Source organism: Pseudolactococcus yaeyamensis (genome assembly GCF_054658615.1).
Genome location: NZ_BAAGGP010000087.1, coordinates 1 through 11,799, shown reverse-complemented (window position 1 = coordinate 11,799; position 11,799 = coordinate 1). Strand labels below are relative to the sequence as shown.

The window sequence follows — 11,799 nt, the reverse complement described above, 5'->3', positions numbered from 1 at the left end:
AAATTAGCTCTTTCTGCTTTGTCCCTCTCATCTGACTGTTTGTTAGACAAGAGATTATTTCTTCATTTTGGTCCATTGTGTTTTAATTGAGATATTATTCTTTTTTATAAAAGAGATACCAAGAAAAACTAAGGTAAGTGCTATCAAAAATTTTTTCATATGACTCTCCTCCAAAAATGATTCACATCAGATATAATCAGAAATCAAGTCCAGTAGTACTGACTTACTATGAAGCCCTGTAACACGCTTAACAACCTCATTATTCTTTTTCAAAATCAAAGTTGGAACTGATATAACCCCAAAAGATTGAGCAGTTTTGGGATTTTCGTCTACATCAATTTTAACAATTTTGATTTTCTCTGATAATTCTTCTTCAAGTTTCTCTAATACTGGTAAAAGCGCTCGACATGGTGAACACCATTCACCAAAAAAATCAATCAAAACTAAGCCTTCGTTTGTTTCATTTATGAATGTATTATCTGTAATTGTAATTGGCATTTTCTACTCCTTGTTATAAAATGTATCTTCAATTTGAATTTGGTAAGCTTTAACTTCTTCATTTGCTAGTTGAATCGCTTCTTCTAGTGACATAACCTGCGGCAGATGATAAAGTGACATGATTTTTTCTAATCGTTCGGCAATTGTCCCACCTACAATGTGATAGTCTATCTCTAACTCATCAAGTGTTTGAAGAAATAAGGTATCAGACTGCTTTCTAAACGCTTCAGATACTGGTCTATGTCCATCTTCTTGTAGCGGAAATTCCACAGGCAGATGGATAAAAGAATCATAGGTACTTTTCGCATGGTCTTTAACCACACACCCTAACTGATAGATAACTTCTTTTAACGTTTGTAAGGTATCTTCTGAAACTACCTGACTGTTTCGATCATTTGGGTTGATGCCAACAGACATTCTCACAGTGCCATAAATCCATTCATGTAGTGAAGAACCATCTGATACAAAGGAATCTAAATGACTTTCTGAAACCGAACGCTCCGCAAATCGTCTAATGCCCAATTGAAACAATTCTAGTGCAGTACATTCTTCCAATTTTTTGCCGGGCAATGCAAGTGGTAGAATTTCTCGCATTGTTTTGGCGTGCGTTCTACTTAATTCAGTCAAATGTGCTAAAGCGAGTGTAGTTGTTGTTTTTCCTGTTGAATACGTCCCTGACATTGCTATTTTCATACTAAATTATCTCCTCTGGTAAAATATGTGCGAGTGAATATTGAAAATTGTAATTATAAAATGTACCTGCTAAGTCAACCATTCGCCATTTTCCTTCTTTCATTCTGATAACTTTGCTTTTCTCAACCTTTATCATAGAGGGTTGAAACATATCCTGACTAGCATGATGCCTCTCAATTTTTATTTGTCGCATCCATAGTGTCTGACTGTTCTTTCGATTCAGGTCATCCATTTCATAAAGCAAAACTTGCGAAAGTTGCGCAATGGCGACAATACAATCCAAAACTGAGGGTGTCAGATTTGATAAGTAGGTCGCATCTAAACCCTGATGATAATTGAAATCAAAAATTTGATTACTTACCTCTATTTCAGCTTTAGAGATTAAATTATCACAATCTGTTTCGATATTTTTGATTTTATGTTGGGTTTGACGATACATCTCACCAAGATAGCGTGATGCTGGATTTCCCAAGATTTCTGCCACATCTCTAAAATGATGGCTTAAGAAAGTTTTGTTAGTGTTAAGGTTTGTGGGCATCTCAATTTCAGAGTAAAAAACAATATTGCCGATTTGCCCACTAAATTTATGCTCATCATATAGAACCCCTGAATTAACCGAATGCTCGATTTTACAAGCCACCTGACTTAGATTCTCCAAAACACCATTCTTGGCTTTTAAATGCAAACGCTTGATAAAGAGGTCACTTCGTGAAACTAACGCCAAACCGAATTGTTGGGTCAAAAAACTTTCACACAACTGTAAACCGATATATGTCGCATCAATTGTGCTCAAATGAGGAACTAACTCTGTTTCATTATCTTTCCTAGACCACGAAAGAGGATAATGAATCGTCGTAGTTGCACTGATAATATCATCTGCTAGAATAAGCTCTAAAATATCATAAGTAACTTGCTTGTATCCGCTACCAAAATATCGTGTTGCTTTATCCCCTAAGATATCATCAATATCTTTAAAAAAGTTCATATTCACAATTTTACCCCGTTTCTATTATTGCAAGATGCCGTAACATCAGAAATACCTAATAGGCTGTTCAGAGTACTGTTATGTCGTGACATAACAGTAAAGGGTGTACCCTTTACAAAATTCGACTTACTTTTGAACAATCGCAAATTTTTTCCACTTGCCACTTTGAAAACGAACAATGAAACAGATAAACCGAAATGTCCAATCCATCAACATGGCAAGATAGATACTGTACACACCTAAGCCAAAGCCATAAGCTAGAATGTAAGAAAAAGCAATTCTAAAAACAAACATAGAGAAAGCTGAAATCATCATCGGGAATTTCACATCTCCTGCGGCTCGAAGGGAGTTAGGTAGTGCAAAAGAGATAACCCATACCGTAACCCAACCAATGATATGAAGCAACATGATAGTGTAAGACATCTCAAAGGTTTTAGGCGAAAGGTGATACAAGCTTAAAATAGGTTTAAGTAGCACAAACAAAATCAGATTCATCCCCAACATCAAAACCGTTGACATTTTTAATAAGGAACGAGTATAGAGTTTTGCTTGTTCGAATTCTCTTGCCCCGATACATTGTGCCACAACTGTCGTAATCACAAGCCAAAAGGCTTGCCCCGAAATTGTTGCAACATTGGTTAAACTACCTGTTACTGCATTTGCTGTAATCGCTCTTGTTCCAAAAGTTACAATCAGACCTGTTAGAATAATTTTTCCAATTTGAAAGACTGAGCTTTCCAAACTAAAGGGAATACTAATCTTAAAAATCGTTTTCATCATTGACCAGTCTACACGCCAAAAATCATAGCGACGAACAGCAATAGGTAAACTTGGTTTTCTTAGAAGAATAATAATAACTACTGCTGCAACCATTCTTGAAATGAACGTTGAAAAACCTGCTCCAAATGTCCCCCATTTAAAAATGTAAATGAAAAGTACATTTAAGAAAATATCAAAAACAGCCACAATAAGTGATGTGTTCATGGCAATTCGAGTATTTCCCATTGATCGAAATAGCCCCGTAGCTGAGCTATAAATAGCAATAAAAGGAAAAGAAAGTGCCGTGACATAGAGATAAATTTTTGCATTTCGTAATACCCCACTGTCTATCTTTCCAAATATTGTGGATAATAATTGTTCATTCAGTGCCAGACAGACCATCATAAAGAAAAATGAAAGTAAAAGACTAATAATCAAGAGCTGTTTCGATGCTTTTTGACTATCCCTAGTATTTTTATTCCCTATGTACTGCCCAACAACGATTGCACCACCTGTCGCAAGAGCTGTAAATAAAAATATCAAAAGTGTGTTCATTGTATCTACCAAAGAGACACCAGAAACTGCTTTTTCTCCTGCAAAGGACACCATCATGATGTCAAACATACCCGCCGATAGCAACAAGGCTTGTTCAATAATTAAAGGCAGAACGATTTTTCTTATGTCTACCTTTGAAAACAACCCTACTTCAAATAAATTTTTACTGGTTACTTGAACGCTTCCTATTTCTTTTTCCATACTTACCTCACTTTTCCTGTTACTTTTTCAACCCACTGTGAATCCAATAAAATCGGACGTCCCACACCAACTAAATCAACTTCTTTTTCCTCTAGTTTTCCTAATAGTTCTTCTTGACATCGCACTTCTGCTTTCTTAGCACTAGATTGATTTAGAAAATCTGGACTTCGTATCAAGGCTTTCACAATCGTTGTCACATCTTCACTAAAGGGAATAGTTGAGCCAATACTTCCTGTCGTTATTACTGGCTTGTTCACTATTTTCTTAACCCATGTCGTTAAAGTTCCTTCGACATTTCGAAAAGCATCATCTCTAAAATCAAGAGCTGAACAATCAAATATATCTACACCTGCTTTAGAAAGAGGTCTAATAACATCTGTTAATGCTTCTGGCATTCCGCACAATCTTGCTTTAAAATCATACATTTGAAATTGCGAAATTTTAAATAGAATAAGGAAATCTTCTCCGAGTGCTTGTCTACAAGCGCTAACAACTTCTTGGGCAAAAGCAACTCGGTTCTGACCATAGCTATCTGTTCTCAAATTTGTATCTTGACTCAAAAAATTATGAATCAATCCACTATGTCCGCCTTGAATCTCAATTCCGTCAAAGCCTGCCTTTTTAGCATTGATAGCTGCTTGTGAAAAACATGAGATAATCTCCAAAATGTCCTCTCGAGCGATAGGCTTGCCAACAATATTCCCAGCAATCACACCAGATGGTGTCGTTGTTGCCACATTCTCTGTTGTGCATAATTTTCGATAGCCACCACTATGCCATAGCTGAGCGATAATTTTACTTTTCTGTCTGTGAACTTCATCTGTAATGTTTTGCCAAGCTAAGAGTTGTTCAGTTGTTTCAATCTCAGGCATACCCTGAAAATTAGGAGCAGTTTCATGTGCAATGTTAATGGCGCCTGCAATAATAAGTCCGACACTTTTAGCTCTATCCGCATAAAAGCGACTATTATTATCTGTTGGTATACCATTGTTTATAATTCCTGTCGGTACTGCAGATAGAACAATCCTATTCTTCAAGGTTAGTTTTTCAGAATAAAAATTGCTCAGTAAGATTTCTTCCAGTCTTTCGTCCATGCCAATTTCTCCTTTACTTCGCTCTAAATACCTAATATAGATAATAAATATCTTTAATAGGTCTATTTATTCTTTTTATTTGATATGTCAATAGATGTTTGAATTATTTTATCAGCTTATATTTTTTACCTAAACTCTAGAACACATTGACATAATCGAAGAATTATCTTATTATAATTAAGGAATATAGATTTTTTAGGTATATTTAATGTCTATAATAAAGAAAATCTAATCAGAAAAAGGAAGTCAATATGAAATTTAAATCAGGTATTGAGCAAAGCATTTATATCTTACTTATCTTAGATAGAACGCCACAAGGCTATGCCATAACTGCAGATGACATCAGTAATCGTTTAAAACTTTCCCCTTCTTATTTAAAGAAAATGATGAAACTTTTAGTACACGAGGGACTAATTCTATCTTCAACAGGAAAAAAAGGCGGGTTCTCTCTTGCCAAACCACTCTCTGATATCAACTTAGCTAATATCTTTGATGCCATAGAGGGACGAGGCGCTTTTTTTCATGAAACAGACCTCATCTCAAACTTGGTTGGTGAAGATAGTCCGACTACTAAAAAATGTTCTTTAAGTATTGTGATGGAAACTATTGAGGATGATTGGCGAAAAATTATGGAAGAAGTGACACTAGAAGATTTAGAGAAGAAGATTGTATTAGAATATGACACGACTAAAATTGATACGTGGATTCAAAGTGTCATCAACGATGGCACATAAAATGAAAGTTTTTCATTGTTAATATCACAAAAGAAACCAACGCCTAAAACTTGCGTTGGTTTCTTTTGTCTATTACGACAAGCATTACTCAGGAAAATCAAATTTTGGATACGTGATAGTCTGAATTTCATTGTCAATCTGTATTTGTAATTCTTTTTCTGATTCGTTTATAAATCCTTCAAATAATACTTTTTCTATATCCTCAGCGTTGAAAAAGAAAGTTTCTTGTGAGGTTTGTCCTTGCAGATATAAGCAACCTGCATAGTCAAAATATCCGATGTCCCCTCGCCTATTATATAACGGAAATCTTGAGGTAATCATTAACAACTGCTCTTTCTCCCGAGCTAAGCGGATAACTGTTCCAATTGGTAAAAGCTTCATTTCACATCATCCTTAAAATTATTTTTCAACGCCATATAAGCGCTTCTTTTTTTGTTAAAATTAAATTCCATAATAAAAATGACAGTTGTAATCACAAGTAATAGGCTTGTTAATAAGTTCATCAAATTCTCGTTAAAAAAGAAAAGATAAGTTAAAACAAGCAAGCATAAAAATAGTAAAAATGGTATAAAGAGCAACATCATCTTTTTAGTATCTTTCAAATAATGACTGACTTCTTTCGCTGAGATAATAACGACTGAATACTCTCTACTCTTAAATCTTTTATAAATTTGACTTAGTATTAAACCTAAAATGATACCTACTCCCACTACCAAAACTGGTGCATAAGAAAATAGCACCTCTGGAACTTGAACAGTTTCAAATAGCTTTAAATATCTCGTTAAGATAACTGAACCTAAAGGGATCAAAAAGATAGGATTGAAATTCTCAAGTTCACTCGCATAAAATGCCCGCAACTCAAAATTGTAGTACAATAATTTATTCGTCTCATACTTGTTTGAGATTAAAACATAATCATCATTTTTCTCCAAAATCACATCACCCCCAACTAAAAAGGCCACCTATGAAATCTGATACTTTTTCAGTAAAACCATCATATGCCACATCTATCAAGTTACTAACTGCGGAACCTGCAATTGTCCCTAGTACTAGCGCTGGAAGTGCTGGAATACCTACACCCACAATCACAGTATCTATGATAATACCTGCACCAAAATGAAGTAGGGTTTTATTAACCGCATCTACTCCATTTTCTCCGTCAACAACCTGCCCAACAAAATCAACGACACAACCAATGATAGGCATTGCTTTTCCTAGATTTTTGGAAATCGTTCCACCCATATGCAAGGCAGAACCAATTTCTGTGCCTGTATTTCTCGCACTGGCATTATAAAATGTTGTTGCGATGATCTCGCCATGTTTATTAAAATATTCTTCAATCCCTGATAACGATAAATCCTGAATGAGCCCCAAGCCATTCTCTTCAAAAAATGCTTGTAACACATTCGCCTTATCCTTTTCAGAAGCCAGTTCTAATTTCGCTTGTAATTCTGCTTTTTCTTTATCAGACAATTTATCCAGAAATTTTTCAAGTTCCTTTTCTTTATCATCCCTATGTTCGTTCCATTTCTCATGTAAAGGCTTTGCCCATGATAGACTGATTCTATTCATCTCAAATCTAACCGTACTAGCGTTCCATGCTTTACTTTGCCCAATCGCAGACAGACCAGTACTAACCAAATCTAGGACAGACTCAACATTAGCAAAAATAGAAGGAGAGTAGGCATTGAACTCTCGCAATTTCTCCAACTTCCTCTGTAATTCAGAAATCAGATGTTGTGTTCGCATGATGCTTCGTTCCATAGCGAAATCTTTTATTTCTGCTTTTTCTAAGGAATCAATCGCACGATATTGTAATTCTAACACGTTTTTTGCGTCAGCAATCTGTTGTTCAAGTACTGCTTCATCTAAGTCAATCCCCTCAACCTTCGCCACATATTCATCTGGAAAACGTCGATGTGCTTCTGCCAATTCTTCACAAGCCAGTTGTAAACCGTTGATTATCGGCGGATAGACTGTCGTAAAATAGGTTTTGGCGGAATCATAGGTTTTACCAGATAATGGTGCATTCAAAAAAGCTGTACAACTATCTGTTATGCCACCTAGTGCTTCACGATACGCATTAGCTATTTGTATGACGCCGCTTGATTGCGCCTGAACTTCACTTAAATACATCTTGATTGACATATTTTCTATTCTCCCCCTTCAACGCTACCTCTCGCTTTTCTTCTAAATAAATTTTCTTCCGAATTTTTTAAAATTTCTAACTCTGAGCATAAGGTCTGCGTATGATTTTCAAATGTCTCTAAACTCTGTCGTTTATCCCCTAGACTGTCACTTGCCATTTCAGATAATAGCGTTTATGCCAATAGTCTGAGATTGTTCGAAATAGGCGTTCTTCATAAAAATAAGGTTCTTTCAGCTCATCTTCTAACTCAGATGCCTCTCGAAGTTTTCGCAAAACATCCTCTTGTTTTTCCTCAGTCTCTCGTAGTTTTCTTGAAAGAAGTATTTCTTCATTATATTGTTTTTCTACTTCTTTCATAAGCGTAAATCTCCAATAGGATCAAATTCTGTCGATTGTTCTTGGTCTACCCGAGCAAATTCTGAAGCAACAGAAGTTACATTTTGAATATCTCCATTAAATGTGGAGACAAGCGTAGTAATAGATGTCTTAACTGATCGAACGCTCTGTCTAGCATTTGTATTGCCTATCACAGTTGTCTGTTCTGCTTTGGTTTGTGATGCTTGAATACTTGATAAGGTATTAGCAGCCCTAGACATTTATCCTGCATGATTAGAAGCAACAGAAAAACTGCTGTTCAAGTCACTCATTGATTTTTCACACCCTTTGTTAGATTTTCTCTATAAAATGAATAGAGTAAAATAAGTTTACCATGTTCGAATAGAAAATTGTATTGTTATTTTTAAATTTATAAGCTAGAAGAGAAACACTAATAAAATAGGGACTTGTCCTTTTATCTGTTAATAAACGTTTAATCCTACATAAAATTATCAAAAATAAAACTGAGCGAAGTAGGCAATCTTCACTCAGTTTTATTAGACGCATTATTCAGATTTAAATGTTTTCATATCCGATTTGTCTTTTGGGATTTTGTTAGGTTTTGGAATTGGCTTTTCCATTTTTAGTTCTCTTGCTTTTTCATCTGCCTGTACTTTATGATAAACAATACCTGCAATCACAGCACATAACATGACAATCAAGATAACAATTCCTTTATTTCTTTTTTTCACTGTCATCTTCCTTTTTCCCTTCCTTTTCGATTTTTTCAAGTTCTTCTCGCATCAACTTTTTAGTCTTTTCTACCAACTCTCTTGGAGCTTTGATTTGGTTCATTGTTTCGATATATTCACTTTTCATGATAGACACCTTTCTCCTATACTTCTTGTTTCATTTTTCGCATTGAGAATTTGTTCCATCCCATTAACAGAAGCATGCCTCCAAACAAACCAATCATAAAGATAAGTGGTGAACGATAGTCAAAGTTTTTCGCATTGTCAAATGCCTTTCTCTCAGGTGTTTTATTCTCTGATAGGATAGGCTTCGCAAAGAAATCATAAATCGCATTAGTATCTGCGCCTTGTGTTCTCGTGTTTGCCAAGACTTGTGAGAAATTTGTATAGTAGTTTTTACTTGCCCCTAAATCAAATGACCCTGTGTCAGCTAACTTGTTTGTATTACTTAAAACTTTTTGAGCATCAGCTTGGGTCGTATTCGCCGAGGCAACTAACATCTCAAATTCATTTGAATTATCTTGCACAGTCTGAGCGCTCTGTGCAATACTTTTACTTGTCTCACTACTAGTACTGATAAGGGCATTCAGCTGTTCATAAAGGTCATTACTATTATTGATATAGATAGCTTCTTCATCTCTACTGTAGCCTTCCCAATTTTTTACCTCAAGTTGTTTGACTTCATTGACTTGCCAACCTTGATATGTTTTATCAATACTAGATAGTGTATCTTCATTCCAAGATTTATAATGTTGGTAGTTTGTATCAATCAAATTCACTGTTTTATCACGCCAATTTTGAAGTGATTGCAAAGTCGAAGGAAAATAATCTTCTGGAAGTTTGGCTGACAAGTTATCTTTATCTAATCCTAATGCTTTAATTACCTCATCTAATTTTTTGATAAGGTCTATCACTTCTTTAATGCTCTTTTCCCCTTGTTGCAAGAATGAAGAAACATCTTGATTACTCAACTTTTTAGAAATGAAAGCAGTATTCATATTGCCATAAAGATTGAAAACCGAATCGTCTGCAGAAGTTTCAAAATCACCTATACTTTTCGCATTTTTCAAATCGACATAGGATTTATCTGGTGCAGCATAGAAAGTCGCAATGAGATTGGCTGTCAGGTCTATTTTATTAAATAAGTTAGTCAGTTCATCAAAGGATTTAATGCCAACATATTGAGAATAGCTCGCCAAACTATCTCTTGTAGCAAAAACAAAAGTTAGAGTTGAGCTATAAACCAGCTCCTGTCCATTTTTCCAAGCTACCTCAAATGATTCAGAGTTACTCTCATCAAGCGTTACTGTTAATGTAACCGTATATTCAACAATGTCATCAGAAGTATTTTCAAGTACAATCTCACGTTTTCCATTGAGATTTTTTGAACTAGCCACTCTTTTTTTCACTTCAACTTTTGCTTCTGAAGGACTATCTGTCGTACTCCCACCAGTATCTGCCTCGTCTGTAGTGCTACCAGCGCCCGAGCTACTTGTATCGCCTCCGTTGCCTGACTCATCTGTACCACTACCATCACCCGAGCCACTTGTGTCGCCTCCGTTGCCCGACACATCTGTACCGTTACCATCACCTGAGCTACTTGTGTCGCCTCCGTTGCCCGACACATCTGTACCGTTACCATCACCTGAGCTACTTGTGTCGCCTCCGTTACCTGCCCCATCTGTAGCACCACCATCTGGCGCAACTGTCGTTCTACCAGTTTCTACACTTCCGACATCTGAAACAGAACTCAAAAGTGAATTAGAGATATAAGTCGTACGAGGTGGCACTTTAACAGTTAAAACCTGCGTCATCTCGTGCGTAGCAGCTCCATCTTCTTCTGGGATTGAGGCAAGTGCGACATTCCCAGTCGTTAATTGATAGGCATTTGCATATTTTTGAATGACATCCAGCTCAGCCTCGTATTTGTCTTTCGTTTCTTGCGTGATAGACTTTCTTTTTAATAGCGTATCCAGTTTGTAGTCCGAAACATTAACAGAAATCTGGCTAATCAAATCTTGAATCGACTTGATAGCTTTTTTATCATCTGTTAAAGGTAAATTTCTATCCTTGACAAAAGAGTTTTGAACTTTCTTTGCCAAAGCTTCCCTAGCAAAAGTAGAATTTATTACGAGTTCAGACTGTTCCTTATAATTATCTTTTGTGATAGGTAAATCAGTATCGAAAAATTGCGCATAGAGGTCTTTTTCAACATCTAAAAGCTCGTCTCGTTTTCCCTCCAAAACAGCAACTTGGTCAGTTAAATCTTGTTCAATCCCTTCATTTGTCGTATTGTAGGATTTTACCTTAGTTTCAAGGTCTTCAAGATTTTTCTTGTATTCTTCAAAAGTTTCATCACTTGTGCCATCACGTTCTTGGAAGTTCAAAAGAGACATGCGTTCCAAAATATTTTGATTTTGACTTGTAAATTGAGAGTAATAAAAATCTTGATTTTGTTTAGCCTGATTCTCAATTCCTTTATTAGCATTCAATACATTTTGATTGGCAATCTGTTTTTGTAATTCAAAATAAGCATTGACATCTGAACCTTGCTTGGCAAAACTATCACTTGTTTGTGTCAATGTTTTAGCCGTCATCTCCGTGAAACTATTGTGCGCTGAAATTGTAGCTTGATTCATACTTTTCAGACCATTTGCCCCAGAGATAAAGATATTATAGTTTGGCAAACTCTCACCAAACGGTGTCTTGACTTGACCAATCAAATCTGACACAAGAAGTTCGTGTTTACTGACAACACCGTTCATATTATTTTCAGCCTCAGCGATATTTCCTGCGACACTGGCATAATACATCTTCACAACATCTTGGTTAAAATCGTAGAGGACAGAAGTGATTTTATTTTCCAAAACACTATCAAGCAAGTCATCATCTTGATGTTGCACTTTATAATCAACCTTAGTTTGAGTTGGGTCAATCTCTTGTAGTGTCAACAAGTCATGCGAAAAAGTTTGTGGCAGGTAAATCACCGCATCCACAGAATTTTCTTTATAGGCTCGGTCTGCGACCGAACGTGACACAACTTGCCAGTTGTAATTTTTGTCAT

13 protein-coding genes and 1 pseudogene are annotated in these 11,799 nt (G+C 35.9%); 1 reads left to right on the top strand and 13 read right to left on the bottom strand.

Features of this window, described 5'->3' with window-relative positions; genetic code table 11:
- Positions 1–186 precede the first annotated feature (186 nt).
- The 5 genes from trxA to ACYQ21_RS13095 form a co-directional block, all read right to left on the bottom strand.
- Positions 187–498: a thioredoxin gene (gene trxA / locus ACYQ21_RS13115; RefSeq protein ID WP_460058919.1), complete on the bottom strand. Its 312-nt coding sequence runs from the start codon at positions 496–498 to the stop codon at positions 187–189.
- Between the two features lie 3 nt (positions 499–501).
- Positions 502–1,191, bottom strand: a complete 690-nt coding sequence (locus tag ACYQ21_RS13110) for an AAA family ATPase (protein WP_460058917.1) — start codon at positions 1,189–1,191, stop codon at positions 502–504.
- Between the two features lies 1 nt (position 1,192).
- Positions 1,193–2,176 (bottom strand): AvrD family protein, encoded by a 984-nt coding sequence (locus tag ACYQ21_RS13105; protein WP_460058916.1) that lies wholly within the window; start codon positions 2,174–2,176, stop codon positions 1,193–1,195.
- Between the two features lie 126 nt (positions 2,177–2,302).
- Positions 2,303–3,691, bottom strand: coding sequence for an MATE family efflux transporter (locus ACYQ21_RS13100; RefSeq protein ID WP_460058915.1), 1,389 nt, complete (start codon positions 3,689–3,691; stop codon positions 2,303–2,305).
- A gap of 2 nt (positions 3,692–3,693) precedes the next feature.
- Entirely contained in the window at positions 3,694–4,785 is a 1,092-nt protein-coding gene (locus ACYQ21_RS13095; protein WP_460058914.1) for an oxidoreductase, read from the bottom strand.
- A 251-nt stretch (positions 4,786–5,036) separates the two neighbouring features.
- Here ACYQ21_RS13095 and ACYQ21_RS13090 point away from each other — a divergent pair, with 251 nt between their 5' ends.
- Positions 5,037–5,519: an Rrf2 family transcriptional regulator gene (locus ACYQ21_RS13090; RefSeq protein WP_460058912.1), complete on the top strand. Its 483-nt coding sequence runs from the start codon at positions 5,037–5,039 to the stop codon at positions 5,517–5,519.
- Positions 5,520–5,603: 84 nt separating this feature from the next.
- On the opposite strand, the gene ACYQ21_RS13085 is transcribed toward ACYQ21_RS13090, so the two are convergent.
- The 8 genes and pseudogenes from ACYQ21_RS13085 to ACYQ21_RS13050 all read right to left on the bottom strand — a co-directional run.
- The gene (locus tag ACYQ21_RS13085; RefSeq protein ID WP_460058911.1) at positions 5,604–5,900 is read right to left on the bottom strand and encodes a DUF4176 domain-containing protein; all 297 of its coding nucleotides are present in this window, start codon (positions 5,898–5,900) and stop codon (positions 5,604–5,606) included.
- Positions 5,897–6,451, bottom strand: a complete 555-nt coding sequence (locus ACYQ21_RS13080) for a hypothetical protein (protein ID WP_460058909.1) — start codon at positions 6,449–6,451, stop codon at positions 5,897–5,899. The genes ACYQ21_RS13085 and ACYQ21_RS13080 overlap by 4 nt, the downstream gene beginning before the upstream one ends.
- A gap of 7 nt (positions 6,452–6,458) precedes the next feature.
- Positions 6,459–7,667: a T7SS effector LXG polymorphic toxin gene (locus ACYQ21_RS13075; protein ID WP_460058908.1), complete on the bottom strand. Its 1,209-nt coding sequence runs from the start codon at positions 7,665–7,667 to the stop codon at positions 6,459–6,461.
- 139 nt (positions 7,668–7,806) lie between these two features.
- Positions 7,807–8,025, bottom strand: a complete 219-nt coding sequence (locus ACYQ21_RS13070; RefSeq protein ID WP_460058907.1) for a hypothetical protein — start codon at positions 8,023–8,025, stop codon at positions 7,807–7,809.
- On the bottom strand, positions 8,022–8,264 hold the full coding sequence (locus ACYQ21_RS13065) for a TIGR04197 family type VII secretion effector (protein ID WP_460058905.1): 243 nt from the start codon (positions 8,262–8,264) through the stop codon (positions 8,022–8,024). Before ACYQ21_RS13065 ends, ACYQ21_RS13070 begins: the two co-directional genes overlap by 4 nt.
- Positions 8,265–8,549: 285 nt before the next feature.
- Entirely contained in the window at positions 8,550–8,735 is a 186-nt protein-coding gene (locus ACYQ21_RS13060) for a hypothetical protein (RefSeq protein WP_460058904.1), read from the bottom strand.
- A complete protein-coding gene (locus tag ACYQ21_RS13055) occupies positions 8,719–8,862 on the bottom strand; it encodes a hypothetical protein (RefSeq protein WP_460058902.1) in 144 nt (47 codons plus the stop codon). Before ACYQ21_RS13055 ends, ACYQ21_RS13060 begins: the two co-directional genes overlap by 17 nt.
- Before the next feature lie 16 nt (positions 8,863–8,878).
- A pseudogene (locus ACYQ21_RS13050) lies at positions 8,879–11,799 on the bottom strand (hypothetical protein); the annotation flags it as partial.

What these genes read in the sequence shown, in the direction of transcription:
- ACYQ21_RS13065 (WP_460058905.1), bottom strand. Translation starts at nt 8,264, where the DNA reads ATGTCTAGGGCTGCTAATACCTTATCAAGTATTCAAGCATCACAAACC.
- ACYQ21_RS13085 (WP_460058911.1), bottom strand. Translation starts at nt 5,900, where the DNA reads ATGAAGCTTTTACCAATTGGAACAGTTATCCGCTTAGCTCGGGAGAAA.
- ACYQ21_RS13070 (WP_460058907.1), bottom strand. Translation starts at nt 8,025, where the DNA reads ATGAAAGAAGTAGAAAAACAATATAATGAAGAAATACTTCTTTCAAGA.
- ACYQ21_RS13090 (WP_460058912.1), top strand. Translation starts at nt 5,037, where the DNA reads ATGAAATTTAAATCAGGTATTGAGCAAAGCATTTATATCTTACTTATC.
- trxA (WP_460058919.1), bottom strand. Translation starts at nt 498, where the DNA reads ATGCCAATTACAATTACAGATAATACATTCATAAATGAAACAAACGAA.
- ACYQ21_RS13100 (WP_460058915.1), bottom strand. Translation starts at nt 3,691, where the DNA reads ATGGAAAAAGAAATAGGAAGCGTTCAAGTAACCAGTAAAAATTTATTT.
- ACYQ21_RS13105 (WP_460058916.1), bottom strand. Translation starts at nt 2,176, where the DNA reads ATGAACTTTTTTAAAGATATTGATGATATCTTAGGGGATAAAGCAACA.
- ACYQ21_RS13075 (WP_460058908.1), bottom strand. Translation starts at nt 7,667, where the DNA reads ATGTCAATCAAGATGTATTTAAGTGAAGTTCAGGCGCAATCAAGCGGC.
- ACYQ21_RS13055 (WP_460058902.1), bottom strand. Translation starts at nt 8,862, where the DNA reads ATGAAAAGTGAATATATCGAAACAATGAACCAAATCAAAGCTCCAAGA.
- ACYQ21_RS13095 (WP_460058914.1), bottom strand. Translation starts at nt 4,785, where the DNA reads ATGGACGAAAGACTGGAAGAAATCTTACTGAGCAATTTTTATTCTGAA.
- ACYQ21_RS13110 (WP_460058917.1), bottom strand. Translation starts at nt 1,191, where the DNA reads ATGAAAATAGCAATGTCAGGGACGTATTCAACAGGAAAAACAACAACT.